Consider the following 17,473-nt stretch of genomic DNA (forward strand, 5'->3'; position numbering starts at 1 on the left):
AACCTGGGTGAGGCGGCACGTACCCCTCCTGGACGTGCCGCCTCATCCGTCGGACGGAGCGCAGGCCCGGACATGACGGCGCTCCCGCGAGAGACAGTTCGCGGGAGCGCGCCTTCCGGATGACTCAGACGCCCATCGACTGGGTGTCGTTGCTCTCCGCGCCGCCGGCCTCGGTGACGCCGTTCTTCAGGTGGTAGCGGGCGATGGCCTCGCGCAGCACCTCGCCGTCGAGCTCGCCCCGCTTGACCAGCCGGGTGAGCACGGCCAGCGTGATCGAGGCGGCGTCCACGTGGAAGTGGCGACGCAGCGCCGAGCGGGTGTCGGACAGGCCGAACCCGTCGGTGCCCAGCGAGGACCAGTCACCCGGCACCCACTGCGCGATCTGGTCCTGGACCGCCTTCATGTAGTCGCTGACGCCCACGAACGGGCCGCTGGCCTGCGAGAGCGCCTGCGTCACGTACGGGACGCGCTGCTCGGCGTCGGGGTTGAGCAGGTTGTGCTCCTCGCACGCCAGCGCGTCGCGCCGCAGCTCCGACCACGACGTCGCCGACCACACGTCGGCGGACACGCCCCACTCCTCGGCCAGCAGGCGCTGGGCCTCCATGGCCCACGGACCCGCCACGCCCGAGGCCAGGATGTTGGCCTTCGGCCCCTGCGTCTGCGGGCCCTCGGCGAACTTGTACAGGCCCTTGAGCAGGCCCTCGACGTCGAGGTCGGCCGGCTGCGCGGGCTGCAGGTAGGGCTCGTTGTAGACGGTCAGGTAGTAGAAGACGTCCTCGGGCTGCTCGCCGTACATGCGGCGCAGGCCGTCCTTGACGATGTGGGCGACCTCGAAGGCCCAGGACGGGTCGTAGGAGACCGCGGCCGGGTTCGTCGAGGCGATGAGCGGCGTGTGGCCGTCTTCGTGCTGCAGGCCCTCGCCGTTGAGCGTGGTGCGGCCGGCGGTGGCGCCGAGCAGGAAGCCGCGGCCCATCTGGTCGCCCATCTGCCACATCTGGTCGCCGGTGCGCTGCCACCCGAACATCGAGTAGAAGATGTAGACCGGGATCATGTGCTCGCCGTGCGTGGCGTAGGAGGTGCCGGCCGCGATGGTCGAGGCCATCGAGCCCGACTCGCTGATGCCCTCGTGCAGGATCTGCCCCTGCACGGCCTCCTTGTACGACAGCAGCAGCTCCCTGTCGACCGCCTCGTACGTCTGCCCGTGGGGCGAGTAGATCTTGGCCGTCGGGAACATGGCGTCGAGACCGAACGTGCGGGCCTCGTCGGGGATGATCGGCACGAACCGGTGGCCGATCTCCTTGTCGCGCATGAGGTCCTTCAGCAGGCGCACGAACGCCATGGTGGTGGCGACCTGCTGCTTGCCCGAGCCCTTGCGGAACTGGCTGTAGACGTCGTCGCCGGGCAGCTTGACCGGCTTGGCGCGCATGACCCGCTTGGGCAGCACACCGCCGAGCGCCGCGCGGCGCTCCTTCATGTACTGGATCTCGGGGTCGTTCTCGCCCGGGTGGAAGTACGGGGGCAGCTCGCCCTCCAGGGCCGAGTCCGGGATCGGCAGGTAGAGCCGGTCGCGGAACTCCTTCAGCTCGGCCTTGGTGAGCTTCTTCATCTGGTGGGTGGCGTTGCGCGCCTCGAAGTCCTTGCCCAGCGTCCAGCCCTTGATGGTCTGGGCGAGGATCACCGTCGGCTGGCCGACGTGCTCGCGGGCCGCCTTGAAGGCCGCGTAGACCTTGCGGTAGTCGTGGCCGCCGCGCGACAGCTTGCGGATGTCGTCGTCGGACAGGTGCTCGACCATCTTGCGCAGGCGCGGGTCGCCGCCGAAGAAGTGGTCGCGGATGTAGCCGCCGGTCTCGACCGAGTAGGTCTGGAACTGGCCGTCGGGCGTGGTGTTCATCTGGTTGACCAGCACGCCGTCGACGTCGGCCGCGAGCAGCGGGTCCCAGTCGCGGCCCCACACGACCTTGATCACGTTCCAGCCGGCGCCGCGGAAGTACGACTCCAGCTCCTGGATGATCTTGCCGTTGCCGCGTACCGGGCCGTCGAGCCGCTGCAGGTTGCAGTTGATGACGAACGTGAGGTTGTCCAGCTCCTCGCGGGCGGCCAGGCCGATCGCGCCGAGCGACTCGGGCTCGTCCATCTCGCCGTCGCCGAGGAAGGCCCACACGTGGCTGCGCGAGGTGTCCTTGAGCTCGCGGTTGAGCAGGTAGCGGTTGAACCGCGCCTGGTAGATCGCGCCGATCGGGCCGAGGCCCATGGAGACCGTCGGGAACTCCCAGAAGTCGGGCATGAGCCGCGGGTGCGGGTAGGAGGGCAGGCCGCGGAAGCCGTGCGACAGCTCCTGCCGGAACGCGTCGAGCTGGGCCTCGTTGAGGCGGCCCTCCAGGAAGGCGCGGGCGTAGATGCCCGGCGCGGCGTGGCCCTGGAAGAACACCTGGTCGCCCGACTCGCCGTGGTCCTTGCCACGGAAGAAGTGGTTGAAGCCCACCTCGTAGAGCGAGGCCGCCGAGGCGTAGGTGGCGATGTGGCCGCCCACGTTCGTACGGGCGTTGGCCCGCGACACCATGACCGCGGCGTTCCACCGGATGTAGGCGCGGATGCGCCGCTCGACGTGCTCGTCGCCCGGGAACCAGGGCTCGCGCTCCGGCGGGATCGTGTTGATGTAGTCGGTGCTGCGCAGGCCCGGCACGCCGACCTGGTGCTCGCGGGCCCGTTCCAGCATGCGGAGCATGAGGTAGCGGGCTCTGGTGCGGCCTTCGGTCTTGACGACATTGTCGAGGGACTCGAGCCACTCGTTGGTCTCACTGGGGTCGACATCAGGCAGCTGGCTGGGTAGGCCGTCGCTGATGATCGAGAATCGCTGGCGTCCGGAAGCCACTGGGTCTCGCCTTCCGAGAATGACTGAAGTCTGGTCTGGGTCGCCTTCCATCCTGGTCGCTAGTCGTAGAAAACGCATCTCTACTGACGGGTAACCAGAGCGTCCCTGCTGGCAGGGCCATGTTGGTGGCCTAGACCACCGATGGTAGGACGAATCGCCACCAAAGGTTACATCGGTGGAGCAATTTAACAAGACTAGAAAACGGACGAAATTTCCCCCCAATCCTAGGGGGCTGGCCCGGTGGGTCGGCCTCCGCCCTCAACCCTCCCCCGAACCGGGCGGTCCTCACCCGGAGGGGGCGGCCGCGCCGCGCCGCGCGAGTCTAGCCACCGTCTTCGTGGCGGGGGCGGGCGGGGCGGCGTCCGCCGGGAGGGCCGAGGCGCACACCTCTTCTCCTTGCTTCTGTACGCGCTTCGGATCCGCCTCTCGGAGCCCCTCTCGCGTCGGGCCCTCTCTGTATCCTGTCGGACCGCCCGAAGTCGGGCTCCGCATCCTGTCGGGCCGTCGCGAAGTCGGGCCCGCATCCTGACGGCTCGCCTGAAGCTGTGTGGCCGGGTCCCTGGATGCCTCTCTCCTTGTCTCTCTTGTCGAGCCGCCCCTCTGTCGCGCATCCCGCCGCTGCCTCCGCGCGGGTGCACAAACGGCCCTCGGCCGGGCCGCTGCCGAAATGAGGCCATATCGGAACCATCAGGCGACAGAGCCGGACGCGACCCTGCCGTTCTGGCCCTGACCAGCCGTAACGCCGTGGTGGTCAGGTGATCCGACGACCACGGCCCGGCCGTGGCGGCCGAAACGCCGCGCCCGTGCCGCGTAACGTTTCGGTCATCATTTTCGGCCCCTATGAAGACCGGGCAAAAAATCGCCGTCTCCGGCATCCGCTCTTTTCTCGGGCCGTTCGTCGTACCAATGTGGAAGGTATGAATGCGACGGCAGGAGACCGGCTCCTGATGCACGGCAACACCGTCGGCGAAAGGGAGCGGAGCGGCGTCATCACCGAGGTCCACGGCACGGACGGCGAGCCTCCGTACATGGTGCGGTTCGACGACGGCCACACCGGGCTGGTCTTTCCCGGCCCTGATGCGGTCGTTGTGCCTCAGTAGGATTTCCCTGTGAGATCAGAAATCATCTCCGTGGCCACGGGTTCACGCGAGACCGTGCACGACATCACCGCTGAATGCGCTGAATTCGTGCGCGCGCAGGGAGAAGACGGCCTGTTGCACGTTTTCGTGCCGCACGCGACCGCGGGCGTGGCGCTGCTGGAGCTCGGCTCCGGCAGCGACGACGACCTGCTCGCCGCGCTGCGTGACCTGCTCCCGGCCGACGACCGCTGGCGTCATGCCCACGGTTCGCGCGGTCACGGCAGGTCACACGTCATGCCCGCGCTGATCCCGCCGTACGCCACGATCCCCGTGCTGGGCGGGAGAATGGCGTTGGGCACATGGCAGTCCGTCGCGCTGGTCGACCTCAATGTCGACAACACGCAACGCCAGGTTCGCCTGTCGTTTTTGTCAGATTGATTCTGGCCGACTACGGCCGTACCCGTGGCGACCGTTGACGACTGAGGGTCACAGCGTGTGGACTGTGCCGAAGCGATAAACCGCATAGAGCGGGGCCACTCAAGCAGGAGGGATAAACGTGAGCGCGACCGCGGGTCAGGCGCAGGGCGAGCGCGGCCTGGCCGAACGACTCGGCCTCAAGCCGGGTCAGGTGGTGCAGGAGATCGGTTGGGACGAGGACGTCGACGACGAGCTTCGCGACTCCATCGAGGACCTGACCGGCAACGAGCTGCTGGACGAGGAGAGTGACGACGTCGTCGACGTGGTGCTGCTGTGGTGGCGCGACGGCGACGGGGACCTCTTCGACGCCCTCAGCGACGCCATGCGAGCACTCGCCGAAGCCGGCCAGATCTGGCTGCTGACTCCCAAGGCCGGGCGCGATGGCCACGTGGAGCCGAGCGACATCGGGGAGGATGCCGCTACCGCGGGTCTCTCGCAGACCAGCAGCATCTCAGCCGCACCCGACTGGTCCGGGACCAGGCTCGTCGCCCCGAAGGGCCGACGTTAGGAAACTCCGAGGCCGGCCGATACGGCAGGATGGTGGGCTGTGAACGCACATCCTGCCGAGGTCGGCGCACTGGCTCCGGATTTCGAGCTGCAGGACCAGCACGGCGCCCCGGTGAGACTGTCCATGTTCCGGGGCGAGAAGGTCGTGCTGGTCTTCTATCCGCTTGCCTTCAGCGGGATCTGTGAGGGCGAGCTCACCGCGCTGCGCGACCAGCCTCTCGACGCGCGGGTGCTCGCCGTGTCGGTCGACTCCGTGTTCGCCTTGCGTGCCTGGTCCGATCGGGAAGGTTACGGATTCGCCCTACTCTCCGATTTCTGGCCACATGGACAGGTCGCCCAGGCGTACGGTGTGTTCGATGAGGCGAAGGGGCTCGCACGTCGGGGGACCTTCGTCATCGACGGCGAGGGCGTGATCCGGTGGTCGGTGATCAGTCCGATCTCCTCGGCACGTGACGTCGCCGACTACGTCAAGGCACTCGCCGACATTTCCTGACTTCGGAGGGAACGATGCCCTGCTACCGATGCGGGGCCCGGCAGACCGACCCGGTCCGTGGCGCCAGCCCGTGGCAGCGCGGGGTGCGCAACGAGTCCCAGGTGCTGATCTGCCCGGACTGTCAACGGCTGCACGACCTCGATCTCGACTCCTGCGCCACCTGCGGGTCCACCGCGCTCATCTGCCGGCTGGGGGAGATCGAGTGCCGCGGTTGCGGCGCCGTCCGGCAGGCCCGGGCGCCGAAGGGGTTCGAGGAGCAGGGGGCGTACGTGGGGTCGGGGGCTCCGCCCGGGCTGTCGGCGGAGGTCGAGGCGGCGCTCAACCGGGTGCTGGGCAGGGCCTGACCGCCTGGGTGATCTTGAGTTCGAGGCCCAGGCGTCGTGTGGTTGATCGCCAGTTCAGGGCCCTGGTGTCGCCGGCCTGGATCGCGGCGCGGCGCCCTCCTTCCAGCTGAGAGATTCTCAAGCGCCTTTTCAGACATTTGCTGACCTGCGCTATCGTCTCCTTTCGTGTCCGCTATGAGTTCGTTCGTCGTCGCGCTCGACGTCGGTGGCACGTCCATGAAGGGCGGCCTGGTCAGCGAGTCCGGTGAGGTGTTGCTGAGCGAGCGGCGCCACACTCCTCGCGAGGAGGGCCCTGAGGCGGTCGTGTCCGCCATTTCAGACTTCATCGGCCACCTGGCCTCCTCCGGCGACGGCGAACCGGCAGGCGTCGGCCTGGCCGTCCCGGGGCTGGTGTCCGAGAGCGCGGCTCTCTATGCGGCGAACCTGGGCTGGCGTGACGTCCCCGCCTCGAACTTCACCACCCTGGACATCCCCGTCATGCTGGGCCACGACGTCCGAACAGGCGGCCTGGCCGAGAGCATCCTCGGCGCCGGAAGAGGCGTCTCCGACTTCCTCTTCCTCCCCATCGGCACCGGAATCGCCGGAGCCTCGATCATCAACGGCGACCCGTACGGCGGCTCCTCCGGCTGGGCCGGCGAGATCGGCCACACCCCCGTCTTCCCCGACGGCGAACAGTGCGCGTGCGGCCAGTTCGGCTGCCTGGAGACGTACGCCTCGGCGGCCTCGGTCGGCCGCCGCTACAGCCAGCGCGCGGGCGTGGAGGGCGTACGCGCCGAGCAGGTGGTCGCCTCCGACGACCCCATCGCCATCGAGGTGTGGGACGAGGCTGTGGAGGCCCTGTCGCTCGCCCTGGCGACGTACACGCTGCTGCTGGACCCCTCGGTGATCGTCCTCGGCGGCGGCCTGGCCGAGGCCGGTCCCGCCCTCTTCGATCCCGTACGCACCCGCCTGGTCAAGCGCCTGGCCTTCCGCGACGCGCCCCCGCTCGTCCCGGCCGCGCTGGGCGTCGACGCCGGCATGCTGGGCGCCGCCCTGCTGGGCTGGCGAGCCGCCGGCCGCCCCGAACTGGGCCCCGGCTGGACGGTGAATGTGCGATCGGCCCCTCTGGTGTCGTAAGGTTAGTGCCGATCAGGGGGCGGTTAGCTCAGCGGTAGAGCACTCGCCTTACAAGCGAGGGGTCACTGGTTCGAACCCAGTACCGCCCACCTCGTAGAACAGCCCCGTTTCCCATCGCGGAAACGGGGCTTCGTGCCATTAGCGTGCCATCGGCCGGTGCGTGGACTCTTTGCGATCTTCGCGTGCCCTGGCTGTGGGCTGGCCCTCTCCGAGACGGTCGACCCGAAAAGCGGGGGCAGGTATGAGGCTTCCACCCCCGAGGCGGTGCCACGCCTGCACAGCGAGCTCTACGGGGCTGCTGTTCCGCGTCTACCTGGAGGTCCCGTCGGTGCTTAGAAAGAGTGCCAGACGGACTGGACGGCGATGGACAGCTCCAACGCCGTCCAGCTGAGGATCATCGCGACGATCGACAAGGTTCGATTGGTGGCTGTCCCGGCGCGAGTGTGGGACATGCCCAACCCCGACATGAAGATGGCGACTAACGACACCCAGATCCCGACGCGGGCCAACACCATGGTCACGTCGAGCAGGAGGGCGAGGATGCCGAGGCAAAGGCCGACGACGCCTATCCAGTTGTGCGTTGCCGGTGCTGGCATAGGCGGCTGCTGAGGGTACTGCCCGTACGGCTGTGACGGCTGGTGGAGATACGGCTGGCCGTCCTGGTCCTGCGGGCCGGGATACGCCATGCGGGGCTCCTGAGGGAGTAGGGGTGCGTGCGTAAGACGCGTCGACAGCGTGTGCGGTTTGCGCCGTTACACGACAGGACCGTTCAAGTCCTGCAATCGCGTAATTTCAGGCTCCAGGGCGGAGGCGACTCCGACATGACACCGCACCGCGCATCCTGTGGGTCTGGGGGTCTCGAACTCGGGGTCCGGGCCGCGATTCTCGCGGCTGTTTCCGAAGTCGTATCGCTTGTAGAACTCCACGATGTACGACTGGTAGGTTCGGCGAATTTCTGTGATCCCGACCGCTCGCGGCCGCCTTCGGGACGGGTTCCGCCGGGGCCAACGTGGGCGCCCGTTGGTCAGCCGGCAATCCAGCGCGTCTGCGACGGTGTGGTTGGTTGTGTGATCGCAAGGCGGTCCTCGTGATCGCATAGAACATCCGTGAGCACGCTGGAAGGTGCCCTTCTGGCGGTTGGCCACTCTATCCGCGTGAAAGGGATACGCGTCGCCGTGAAAGGAAGGCGGCGAACAACGTGGCCCCACCCGCAGCGATCAGTACGGTCGCGGGAATCCTGACGAGGCTCCGCAGGTCTGTGCAGTTGTCCAAATGGTGCAGCCTGTCGGCCAAGGCGGAGGACGGATCGAGTTGCGCCCAGGTGACTCCGACAAATGCCGAGCCGCAGGATTCACCGCCTGACGTGACGGACATCAGGCCGGTGAGAATGCCCGAGCCGATTAACAGGAAGGCGACAAACGCCATCGCTCTGGGAGACATGCCAGTCCTTACGTGGATCCAACCGCAGTGGATCATTTCATGGCGAGGCTTGAGCCGGGAAGACGTCTGGCTCAGCCAGCGGGACGACAAACGTCAGGGGGCAGCCCCGTTTCCATTTGCGGCAACGGAGCTTCGTGCCGTCAACGGGGCATCAGCCGGTGCGGGAGCTCTTCCCGATCTCTGCGTCAACGGCGGCGGCGTGGTGCTCGACGGGGCTCAGGTGCCTGGCATGCTCTGTGGCGTGACAATTCGTACTGCGACGCGCCGGGATCTGTCCGCGATCATCGCGCTCCTGGCTGATGAGGACACCGTGGTCGATCCCCGGACCGTTGAGGTCGACGAGGCGTACGAGCGAGCCTTCAAGGCCGTCGACACCGACGAGCGCAACGAGATGATCGTCATGGACGGGGCAGACGGTACGGTCGTCGGCTGCCTCCAGCTGACGTACATCCCTGGCCTGGGACGACACGGGCAGGAGCGGGCGCTGATCGAGGCGGTCCGGGTGCGTGCCGATCGACGTGGGGCGGGGCTCGGGCGCGAACTGCTCACCTGGGCGATCGAGCGGGCACGCGCCCGCGGCTGCACCCTGGTCCAGCTCACCAGCAACAAGCGACGCACCGACGCCCATCGTTTCTACGACTCTCTCGGCTTCGTCCGCAGTCACGACGGGTTCAAGCTGTCGTTCTGAGGCGGGGCGCCGAGCGGGGTGGTCATGGTCCTCTGCGAGATGAGCCAACGATTTTGATCGTGCGCACTCCGGGTTTTCCGATCAGCTCGGCGAGTGCCGGTTTCGAGTGTCCGTAGACGACCAATCCATAGATCCTGCCTTCATGTGCCGCCTGACGTAAACGGCGGAGATCGAGCCCGAATGACTTCAGGTTCAGTGCGTCGGTCCACTGCAACTTGGCCGCCCAACGTCTGTACAGCTCGATCGGTGAAGTGTTCTCGCATTCGGTTTCATAGACCGCGCACGACCGCCAGTAGACCGGTTTGTCGGCGTCCCCGCGCGATCGGGAGAGGAACAGGAACACGGCGTCCGATCGGATTCCTCGCACGTCCAAGGTGGTGGTCAGCTCGTTCTCGGTCATGGGGGCGGTCAGTTCCACGACGGCGGTGGAGAAGTCATTCCTGCCCAGGGCCGCAATCGCCTGGCGGGCCTTGCTTTTGGCCGGCTCGTCCACTCCCTCGCCGCCGTGGAACGAGCGCAGCAACGGGCTCATCATCGCCTCCGGCATGGCCGGAGCGGAGGTCGTGCCCAGCACGTCGGTCACTATCTCTTCGTGTGCTGGACGACCTCGCAGACTCGGATGCATCTCGAAAGTGCTGACCGTCACGCCCATCGACAGAGGGCCCACACCCACCTCGTGGCCCACGATGACGTCGTACTCCGGATGCGCCACCTGAAAGGCACCGCCATAGACCTCGCGCATGCGTTCAGCGCGCCCGCCGAACAGGTGCACGCCTTCGGCCAGACAGGCGAGCAGAACGAGTATGACGACGATGACGTACCCGGTTCTGCGTGAATTCCTGGTGCGGCTGTCTGCGGTCAAGGCGGTCTCCCGTGCGTGCCGATGCCGGTCGAACAGTGATGATCAAATCAGATCGCCGGTGAATAGGGGCGCCTGACCGACACCGGTACGGCATCGTTTGTTCCGCCGTGCCGGCCGGTGTAGCAGTGCCGTACCAAGATCGCACTAAGATCGCGTCCCGTGTCTTCGGAACATTTATGGCGGTTTATCAGGATCGGATTAGTAAGTCTGATTCTTCTGGCGGCGGTCGCGGGGCTGGTGCTCGGCGACGCCTGGCTCTGGGTGGCCGCCGAGTGGTCGCCGCCGACGTTCGACGAGTTCTCCACGGGCGACGGGTCCGACGGCTCGGCCGGTCTGGCGCTGTTCGGGGCCGCCCTGGTGAAGGCGGCGCTCCTGTGGCTGATTCTGCGCACCCCGGAACGGGGGCCGCTGGACCACGGGGAGAGGGCGCTGCGCCGGCTGTTGTACCTGGCGGTGGCCCACGCGCTCGTGCTGTGGTACCCGGTGGCGCTGCTCCCGGACGCGGTCGACGCGGCGTTCACGCTCGTTCTGTGGGCCGCGATCGACGTCCTCTACCTGCTCGTCATCCGGTGGCGGTCCCGCCTGTTGCGCGGGGCGGCCGGAGTGCTGTTCGCGGTCGAGCTGGCCGGGGCGGCCGACGACCTGCTCGACGACCTCGACCTCCCGGAGCTCGGACCGGGCGGCGTCATCCAGGCGGTCCTGATCGGGGGCGGAGTGCTGGCGACCCTCGTCACCGTCCTCGGGCAGTGGCGCGACGGCCGCTGGAGCCGCGGCACGCTGATCGCCGGGGTGGCGTCGGTGGGCGGTTACGCGCTGGCGATCCCGTTCAACCTCCTCGTCGGAGGACCCTTCGGTGGCGGTCTGGCGATGGTGATCGCGATGGACGCGACAGGGCTCGTCACCACCGTGTGGATCGCGGCCACCGCTCGTGAGCTGCCCGCCGAGGGCCGCCCGGCGGATCTTCCGTCCGTCCGGCGGCGCGGGTTCCGCGTCGCGGTGGCGGCCGTGGCCGTGCTGTCGCCCGTCGTACTGATCAATCCGGAGCAGGACGCGCGCCTGACCTACACCGCCGGGTCGGCGGAGTGCTACGACCGGCCCAGCTTCGGTGACGTGAAGCCCGCGGAACGTGACGCCGTGTTCCTGTGCCGGGCGCGGAGCACAGACGGCGCAACTCCGCCCATGTTCCCCGACACCACGTCGGACCAGGCGGTCCTCGCGTACCGGAGCTGGCCACGGCCCGGTCCTACGAAGACGGCGCCCTCGTCGGGGTGGCCGGCGGCGCGGTGCTCATCGGGCACGTCGAGGACGTCGTCGATCTGTGCCTCACGGTGAAGGCCCTCCGCGCCGCGCCGCCACTGCGCACGGCCGGGTGGGACCAGGTCCACGAGGTGCCGGTCGTCAGCCGCGGCGGCCGGCTCGCGGTGCCCGAGATGGCCGACGGCGGCGACGTGGGGGCGGGTGCCCCGATGCCGAACCTGGCGATCGCCGGGAAGGGCCGCTACCGGCTCCGTGTCCACGTGCGGATCGGTGAGGCGGGGGAGGAGCACCTGGTCGTCGTGTTCCCGGGCGCGTCGAGGAAGAGGCTGAAGCTGAAGTCCTGATCCGAGGCCGGGCGAGCCGGGGCTGGTCAGCGGCAAGGAGCGGATGCGGCACGGGCCGGGCGGGAACGCTCTCCGATCGGCACGTCGATGTGCACTGACTGCGACTTCTCCGTAGCGGCGGCGAAGTATTGTGGTGGAGGTCCCCGGGGTAAGGGCTCTTAAGCCGAAGGGGCTGCGCAGTCCGTGAACGGAGAGCCACCTGCCATGCGAAATCGCACGTTGCGGATCCCCGCCACCGCGGCCGCCGTCCAGGAAGCCATTGACCAGGCGGCGGCGGGAGAGGTCGTCCTGCTGGAGCAGGACGGTCGCCTCGTGGCCGCGGTGGTGCCCTACGAGGTGGCCGCCGCCGGCGTCGACCTGCTCAATGAGGCCCAGGACGCCGCTGACCGGCTGTCGGGGCTCAGGCTGATCGCGGAGCTCGAAGCCGGCATGGAGACGATGCGGCTCAGCGACCTGCGCCGTGAGCTTGCCTCATGAAGGGCTACTACGAGATCCAGCTCTCGTCATCGGCGGTGCGGCAGATCCGTGCCGTGCACGCCGCGGAGCCGATGGCCGCCACGTTCGTCCTCGACGGCCTGGAGTATCTCTCCACCGACCTCGACTCGGGTCTGCTGCGCACGATCGACAAGGAAGCGGGGCTGCTCAAGGCGGAGATAGGCGACTTCGAGGCCCTGTGCTGGGTGCGGCACGAGGAGATGAGCCTGGTGATCCTGACCGTCTCACGGAGTCGTCACCCAGCGTGACGCCGCGCCCTCGTTCGCCCGGACGGCGAAGTCGCGGACGTCCCGCATCCGCCGCGTGCTGACCGGCTCGGCGTAGATGTAGGGGCACATGTCCGACCGCGTCATCTTCGATCGCTGGTAGAGCGAGAAGTCGCACCAGGCGTAGTCGTGCCGGGTGAGCTGCTCGATCACCTCCTCCCTGATGTGTGCGCCGTACATGGAGTCGTGCATCTCGATCAGCAGCGCCGGCTGGTGGTGGGCGATCGTCTCCGCCGCACCCGCCAGCGCCCTCCCCTCATGACCCTCGATGTCCATCTTGACCAGCCGGATCCTCTCCCGGGACCGGGAGGCCATGACGTCGATCGGCAGGCCGTCGGCCTCACCGAGGAACGCGCCGTACCCCTCCTCGCCGTGGTGGAGGGTGGAAGTGACGCAGTCGGCGGGGATGGTCGCCGGCTCGCCGGCGGCGAGCGTACGGGTGCAGGGGCCGGCGGTGACGTGGTAGGGGTCCCAAAGTCGCAGTCGTGCTCCGGAGTCGTGCGCGGCCACCGGGTGGACGTCGACATTGCCGATCTCGTTGAGCTGCAGATTGTGGTGCAGCGCGCGCAGTGCGACCGGGTTCGGCTCGACGGCGATGACCTTCGTGAAGGCCCTGGCCATCCGTAAGGCGTAGTGGCCGACGTGGGCGCCGACGTCGAGGAAGGCCGAGCCCGGCTCGGCGAAGGACTGCAGGAGGCGCCAGATGTCCTGCTCGTGCGGCCCCGGACCGACGCGGTCACCGCTGGCGGGCCGGAGGGCCCAGGTCAGTCCGTCGCGCTGCGAGAGGGAAGGCGTCGTCGACATCAGGACTCCCGGGGAGGTGTTCCGCGCTCACCCACGTGTGATCGTTCTCGCGTCGGAGGAGATCCAGCTTCGGTGCGGGTAGTAGCTCCTGAGTTCCCGCATGCGCGAGGAGTCCGTGAAGAAGACGAACTCCAGGTTGGCCCGCCGCAGCATGCTGTGTTTCGCCTCCTCGCCCAGCAGGCCCCCGACCAGCGGGACCGCGTTGACCGCCACTTCGGTGAGCGTCGACAGGCCGGTCATCGCGAACCGTTCGGCGACCTTCGCCAGTCCGGGCATCTTCCTGCGCAGGAAGATGCCGAGCTTCGTGGGTTTGACCGCCAGATGAGGACGCGTCGCCCGGATGTGGTCGCAGATGCGCTGCCAGTAGTCGGCGGCGCAGTCGGCCAGGGCCGCGGCCAGCACGTCGTCCGCGTCATGGGCGTTCGAGACTTCGAGGTAGGACTGGATCTCGAACAGCTCCCTGGCCTGTTGGCGCAGTTCGACGATCTCCTCGAAACGGAGCATGGCCAGCAGGTCGGGCGGCGGACCCTCGACCATCCGATAGGCCGTCTCGACGAGCTCCCGCACGTCGAACTGAGGATCCGGCCGGCTGGGCGCATGCTGCGCACCGGTGAGGACGGCCTCGGCGAGGCCGGTGGCCTCCCCGGAGTTCCAGTCCGAGCCCATGATCCTCGCGTTGAACGCGCGGGCGTGCGCGGTCTCGTCGAAGAGGCCGTGGATCTGGATCAGCTCGCTGCTCACCGGCAGTCCGGAGTCGTGGAGCAGCGCGAAGATGGGAGTGTGGGAGAACCGCGGCCTCGACAGGATGTCGTCGTACCGTCTTCTCAGTTCGATCGGCTGCGCCGACAGCAGGCCGGTCAGGACGGAGTCAGGCGAGTTGGCGGCCTCGCGGACCTGCCGCATGAAGTCGTCCTTGGCGGTGACATAGTCGTAGCGGACGACGACGGAACCGTCTCCGGCGAGAACGCCGTCGAGTTCCCTGATCATGCGGTCGCGGGCGGCCGAGACCGGCGAGACGACCCATCCCTTCCCGTCGGGGCTGTTCCGCTTCCAGCTGTCCAGGACGTCCGCCAGAGAGTCGCAGGGGTCGAGCCGGTCCTCCTGGTAGAGGTAGTTGTGGGCGCGGAGCCCGACCGCGACGACGCCTCCCGCGACGAGATCTCTGAGCAGGCGGTAGAAGTTGTTCTCCCGCAGGTCCGACCTGCTGAAGTCGCCCACGACCCGGGGGTTGTCCACGAGCTGCGTGTCATGCACGTAGACCCGCTCGTTGAAGAGCGCCCCGAACACCAGCAGGGCCCGGAGCTGCATGGTGGAGCTGATGCCGGCCCAGATCGGTTCCAAGGCGGCGAATTGGGACGTGGCGCGCAAGGCGTTGATGGAGCGGGAGTCATCGCGCTTCATCTCTTCGAGATACCACCCTTCGGTCGCCACCCCTAAGGGAAGCACAGCCGGGTACCGCAGGGAAGGTCATCATGGATAGTGGCTCGGCCGGGGGTTCCGCGTCGTACGATCCGCTTGGGTCGCTCGTGGTGTCTCCTCGGGGAAGGGGCCGGTTGTGTCGTCGCTCGAAGAGGCCGTGGAGTCCAGGGATCATCTCGTCGCCGTCTGGAGCGAGCTGGTACGGGACAGAGGCGGCCGGATCGGTACGGACGACGGCGTCGTGCACATGTGGGCCGACAGCCCCTTCGGCTTCTGGAACACCGTGACCCTGGCCGGTACGGGCATCCCCGCGGACGCGCTCGGCGAGCGGCTCGCGCGGGCGGCGTCCTTCATGAGGGGCAGGTCCGAAAGCGGATATCTGTGGGTCTTCGAGGATCTGCTGAGCCCCCAGGCGCGCCAGAGCCTGTTCCGGCGCGCGGCCGAGGCCGGGCTGGAGCCGGCGTTCTCGGGCCGGGGCATGGCGGGCGACCTGGCCGTGCCCGAGCCGGATCATCCGGACCTGGAGTTCCGGCGGGTGGAGAACGAGGAGCACCTCGCCGCGTACGGCGACATCAACGCACGCGCCTACGGCATGCCGCCCGAGGCGGGCAGGCTCGCCCTGGCCGGCTCGCAACTGTGGCGCGGCGACGTGCACGCCTACCTCGGATACCGCGACGGACGGCCCGTGACCTGCGCCGCCACCGTCGCCGGGCCGCATTCCATCTTCCTGGCGCTGGTCGCCACCCTGCCGGAGGAGATGCGCAAGGGGTACGGCGAGGCCGTCACCCGCAAGGCGATCCACGAAGGCGGCAGGCGGAGCGGGCACCGGCGGCTGGTGCTGCACGCCACGCCGGCCGGGCAGCCGGTCTACGAACGCATCGGCTGCCGTGCCAACACCGCGATCCACTTCCTCCGACTCGCCGGTCATGCCTACATCGGATGATCACGGGTAGCGCTGTGCGACCACCCCGGCTACAGAAGTGGAACACGGCATGATCACTCTCATTCTGCTCATCCTCGCCCTGGCCTGCTTCGTCCTGTCCGCCTTCAACATCGGCGGCGCGCGCGTCAACCTGCTCGCACTCGGTCTGGCGCTCTGGGTGCTCAGCGAGATCATCCCCAAGCTCGGCCAGCTCTGACCCCCGGCGCCTGAGACCACCCCCTACGGGCAGGAACACGCACATGGACGCCCTCACCATCGTCGCTCTGCTGGCACTCCTCGCCGGAATCCTGGTCGCCCTCACCAGAGGGTGTGGCCCGTCGCGCTGTTGTGCGGGGGACTGTTCATGTCCGTGCTGGCGGACGCCGGTCTCATCGTCACGTAGGCGAAGGAGACCGGCCGCCCGGCCCGTGCGGGTTCAGCAGTAGGTGATGCCCGTGACGGTGAACGGGATGTTGTGGTACGGCGTGTACTCCGACCGCTGGCCGGGGGAGACGCAGGGGCCGACCTCCGGCCACGAGCCCACCGTGGGATCCGGATGGGTGACGCGGATGACCACGGCGTAGTTGCCGGAACCGCCGCCGCAGTACGCCCAGGCGGTCTTGCCGTCCCGGCCGGTGGTGCAGCCGGTGGGGGAGGCGTGCGCGGGGGAGGCGGCGCCGAAGAGGGCGACGCTGGTGAGGACGGTCGCGAGGACGGTCGCGAGGGGGAGGGTCAAGTGCTTTCTCGCGCGCATGTGCTGACCTCCAGTGGGTCGTCAGGCAGTGCACTCTTAGGAAAGCTTCTTAAGAGAAAGTAGCCGCACCGTCGCCGCCGTCAAGCCCCTGTCCGGTCGCCGGGACGCCGCCGTCAGCGGGGACGCGGGCCCTTCTTCTTGCGGCTCGTCGGCGCGGCGCGGCGACCGGCGCGGTTCTGGGCGGCGGGCTTGGGGGGCTGGCGTCGTGCCTGCTTCTCCTGAGGGGCGGCGGGAGCGCGGCCGCGGGAGCTGTTGACCGTGCGGCCGCGCACGATGCCGATGAAGTCCTCCACCAGGTCGGTGGTCGCGTCGGTGGGCCAGGCCAGGGCGACCTGGGACTGGGGCGCGTCCGTGACCGGGCGGTAGGTGAGGTCTTTGCGGTGGTGGAGGCGGGCCAGCGACTGGGGGACCAGGAGCAGGCCGGTGCCGGCGGCCACCATCTCGACCGCCTCGGCCGTGGTGGCGGGACGGGTGAAGGCCGGTTGCCCGGGCCGCGACGCCCACTCGATGGCGTCGTCGAGGGGATGGAAGATCTCCTCGTCGGCCAGGTCGGCGAGGGTCACCTCGTCGGCGGCGGCCACGGCGTGGTCCTTCGGCACCACGACCACCGTGGTCTCGACGTAGAGGGGGATCGCGCTCAGGCCCTCGCGGTCGATCGGGAGCCGGACGAACGCGGCGTCGGCCCCGCCGCCCCGCAGGAGGGCCAGCGCCTCGGGGGTGGGGGCCGTGACCAGCGTGAGCGGCACGTCGGGCAGCCTCTCGGCCCAGACGCCGGCCCACTTGGCGGGGGTCACGCCGGGCGCGTACGCCAGCCGGAAGTCTTCGCCGCTCTCGTCAGTCACGTCCTCAGGGTATCGATGTCGGGGACGCTGTCCCGACTGGCTAGGCTTGGGGGCATGACCTCGTCCAAACCGAAGAGCATCCAGACGATGAAGCCCGAGACGGCGGCCAAGAAGCTGGGTGTCCTCCTCTCGGCCACGCCCGCGGAGTTCCAGGCGGGCGTCGTCTCCAGGGACGAGCTGAACGAGCTGCAGGCCAAGCCGCCCGCGTGGCTCGCCGACCTGCGTCGTAACGGGCCGCACCCCAAGCAGGTCGTGGCCGCCAAGCTCGGCGTCTCCATCTCGGGGCTGCTGCGGGCCGGGATCACCGAGCCGCTCACGACCGCCGAGATCGACGCGCTGAAGGCGGAGAACCCCGACTGGCTGGAGCGGGAGCGCACCGTCCAGGCGGAGGCCCGCAAGGAAGCCCTCCGGCTCAAGCAGCGCTAGTCGCCGCGTTCCAGACCTGACGGCGCGGCCCGCCGGTGGCAGGCCGCGCGTCACCGCCCGGTCAGG

The 17,473-nt window shown here is 68.6% G+C and carries 21 protein-coding genes and 1 tRNA gene; 15 read left to right on the plus strand and 7 right to left on the minus strand.

Annotation, left to right across the window (positions count from 1 at the left end):
• Positions 1 to 124: 124 nt before the first annotated feature.
• Positions 125 to 2,872 carry a pyruvate dehydrogenase (acetyl-transferring), homodimeric type gene (gene aceE, locus ACWCSD_RS14205; protein ID WP_397163300.1) on the minus strand — a complete coding sequence of 916 codons (2,748 nt, stop codon included), beginning with the start codon at positions 2,870 to 2,872 and terminating at the stop codon, positions 125 to 127.
• Between the two features lie 803 nt (positions 2,873 to 3,675).
• Here aceE and ACWCSD_RS14210 point away from each other — a divergent pair.
• From ACWCSD_RS14210 to ACWCSD_RS14240, 7 genes are all read left to right on the plus strand, one after another.
• Positions 3,676 to 3,972 carry a DUF1918 domain-containing protein gene (locus ACWCSD_RS14210; protein ID WP_449915072.1) on the plus strand — a complete coding sequence of 99 codons (297 nt, stop codon included), beginning with the start codon at positions 3,676 to 3,678 and terminating at the stop codon, positions 3,970 to 3,972.
• Positions 3,973 to 3,981: 9 nt separating this feature from the next.
• A complete protein-coding gene (locus tag ACWCSD_RS14215; protein WP_352321050.1) occupies positions 3,982 to 4,389 on the plus strand; it encodes a secondary thiamine-phosphate synthase enzyme YjbQ in 408 nt (135 codons plus the stop codon).
• Between the two features lie 118 nt (positions 4,390 to 4,507).
• Positions 4,508 to 4,936, plus strand: coding sequence for a DUF3052 domain-containing protein (locus tag ACWCSD_RS14220; RefSeq protein ID WP_352321051.1), 429 nt, complete (start codon positions 4,508 to 4,510; stop codon positions 4,934 to 4,936).
• A 39-nt stretch (positions 4,937 to 4,975) separates the two neighbouring features.
• Positions 4,976 to 5,428, plus strand: coding sequence for a peroxiredoxin (locus tag ACWCSD_RS14225; RefSeq protein WP_358284319.1), 453 nt, complete (start codon positions 4,976 to 4,978; stop codon positions 5,426 to 5,428).
• A 14-nt stretch (positions 5,429 to 5,442) separates the two neighbouring features.
• On the plus strand, positions 5,443 to 5,772 hold the full coding sequence (locus ACWCSD_RS14230) for a hypothetical protein (RefSeq protein ID WP_352321053.1): 330 nt from the start codon (positions 5,443 to 5,445) through the stop codon (positions 5,770 to 5,772).
• Between the two features lie 174 nt (positions 5,773 to 5,946).
• Positions 5,947 to 6,888, plus strand: coding sequence for an ROK family protein (locus ACWCSD_RS14235; RefSeq protein WP_358284323.1), 942 nt, complete (start codon positions 5,947 to 5,949; stop codon positions 6,886 to 6,888).
• Positions 6,889 to 6,905: 17 nt separating this feature from the next.
• Positions 6,906 to 6,977 (plus strand) — tRNA-Val (locus ACWCSD_RS14240).
• 243 nt (positions 6,978 to 7,220) lie between these two features.
• Here ACWCSD_RS14240 and ACWCSD_RS14245 read toward each other — a convergent pair.
• Positions 7,221 to 7,574: a hypothetical protein gene (locus tag ACWCSD_RS14245; protein WP_449915080.1), complete on the minus strand. Its 354-nt coding sequence runs from the start codon at positions 7,572 to 7,574 to the stop codon at positions 7,221 to 7,223.
• An 803-nt stretch (positions 7,575 to 8,377) separates the two neighbouring features.
• Between ACWCSD_RS14245 and ACWCSD_RS14250 the strand changes: the two genes are divergently transcribed.
• Positions 8,378 to 9,016, plus strand: coding sequence for a GNAT family N-acetyltransferase (locus ACWCSD_RS14250; RefSeq protein WP_397163307.1), 639 nt, complete (start codon positions 8,378 to 8,380; stop codon positions 9,014 to 9,016).
• Positions 9,017 to 9,038: 22 nt separating this feature from the next.
• On the opposite strand, the gene ACWCSD_RS14255 is transcribed toward ACWCSD_RS14250, so the two are convergent.
• On the minus strand, positions 9,039 to 9,878 hold the full coding sequence (locus ACWCSD_RS14255; RefSeq protein ID WP_449915083.1) for a hypothetical protein: 840 nt from the start codon (positions 9,876 to 9,878) through the stop codon (positions 9,039 to 9,041).
• Positions 9,879 to 10,115: 237 nt separating this feature from the next.
• Here ACWCSD_RS14255 and ACWCSD_RS14260 point away from each other — a divergent pair, with 237 nt between their 5' ends.
• The 4 genes from ACWCSD_RS14260 (at position 10,116) to ACWCSD_RS14275 (ending at position 12,222) form a co-directional block, all read left to right on the plus strand.
• Positions 10,116 to 11,210, plus strand: a complete 1,095-nt coding sequence (locus tag ACWCSD_RS14260) for a hypothetical protein (protein ID WP_449915086.1) — start codon at positions 10,116 to 10,118, stop codon at positions 11,208 to 11,210.
• Positions 11,162 to 11,479 carry a hypothetical protein gene (locus ACWCSD_RS14265; protein WP_449915089.1) on the plus strand — a complete coding sequence of 106 codons (318 nt, stop codon included), beginning with the start codon at positions 11,162 to 11,164 and terminating at the stop codon, positions 11,477 to 11,479. The genes ACWCSD_RS14260 and ACWCSD_RS14265 overlap by 49 nt, the downstream gene beginning before the upstream one ends.
• Before the next feature lie 204 nt (positions 11,480 to 11,683).
• On the plus strand, positions 11,684 to 11,956 hold the full coding sequence (locus ACWCSD_RS14270; protein ID WP_397163314.1) for a hypothetical protein: 273 nt from the start codon (positions 11,684 to 11,686) through the stop codon (positions 11,954 to 11,956).
• On the plus strand, positions 11,953 to 12,222 hold the full coding sequence (locus ACWCSD_RS14275) for a hypothetical protein (protein WP_397163315.1): 270 nt from the start codon (positions 11,953 to 11,955) through the stop codon (positions 12,220 to 12,222). The genes ACWCSD_RS14270 and ACWCSD_RS14275 overlap by 4 nt, the downstream gene beginning before the upstream one ends.
• On the opposite strand, the gene ACWCSD_RS14280 is transcribed toward ACWCSD_RS14275, so the two are convergent.
• Positions 12,199 to 13,044, minus strand: coding sequence for an FkbM family methyltransferase (locus ACWCSD_RS14280; RefSeq protein ID WP_449915093.1), 846 nt, complete (start codon positions 13,042 to 13,044; stop codon positions 12,199 to 12,201). The genes ACWCSD_RS14275 and ACWCSD_RS14280 overlap by 24 nt on opposite strands.
• 27 nt (positions 13,045 to 13,071) lie before the next feature.
• Positions 13,072 to 14,445 carry a hypothetical protein gene (locus tag ACWCSD_RS14285; RefSeq protein WP_449915096.1) on the minus strand — a complete coding sequence of 458 codons (1,374 nt, stop codon included), beginning with the start codon at positions 14,443 to 14,445 and terminating at the stop codon, positions 13,072 to 13,074.
• Positions 14,446 to 14,599: 154 nt separating this feature from the next.
• Here ACWCSD_RS14285 and ACWCSD_RS14290 point away from each other — a divergent pair, with 154 nt between their 5' ends.
• Together ACWCSD_RS14290 and ACWCSD_RS14295 are read left to right on the plus strand one after the other, a co-directional pair.
• Positions 14,600 to 15,406: a GNAT family N-acetyltransferase gene (locus ACWCSD_RS14290; RefSeq protein ID WP_397163321.1), complete on the plus strand. Its 807-nt coding sequence runs from the start codon at positions 14,600 to 14,602 to the stop codon at positions 15,404 to 15,406.
• 49 nt (positions 15,407 to 15,455) lie between these two features.
• Entirely contained in the window at positions 15,456 to 15,602 is a 147-nt protein-coding gene (locus ACWCSD_RS14295; RefSeq protein WP_352323191.1) for a hypothetical protein, read from the plus strand.
• A 219-nt stretch (positions 15,603 to 15,821) separates the two neighbouring features.
• Here the strand turns inward: ACWCSD_RS14295 and ACWCSD_RS14300 are convergent, their stop codons facing one another.
• Both ACWCSD_RS14300 and ACWCSD_RS14305 read right to left on the minus strand, forming a co-directional pair.
• On the minus strand, positions 15,822 to 16,121 hold the full coding sequence (locus ACWCSD_RS14300; protein WP_449915100.1) for a hypothetical protein: 300 nt from the start codon (positions 16,119 to 16,121) through the stop codon (positions 15,822 to 15,824).
• A 131-nt stretch (positions 16,122 to 16,252) separates the two neighbouring features.
• Positions 16,253 to 16,981: a LysR family substrate-binding domain-containing protein gene (locus ACWCSD_RS14305; RefSeq protein WP_449915103.1), complete on the minus strand. Its 729-nt coding sequence runs from the start codon at positions 16,979 to 16,981 to the stop codon at positions 16,253 to 16,255.
• Between the two features lie 54 nt (positions 16,982 to 17,035).
• Between ACWCSD_RS14305 and ACWCSD_RS14310 the strand changes: the two genes are divergently transcribed.
• A complete protein-coding gene (locus tag ACWCSD_RS14310) occupies positions 17,036 to 17,407 on the plus strand; it encodes a DUF5997 family protein (RefSeq protein WP_352323187.1) in 372 nt (123 codons plus the stop codon).
• Positions 17,408 to 17,473: the final 66 nt, after the last annotated feature.

It is taken from the genome of Nonomuraea sp. NPDC001684 (assembly GCF_053596515.1).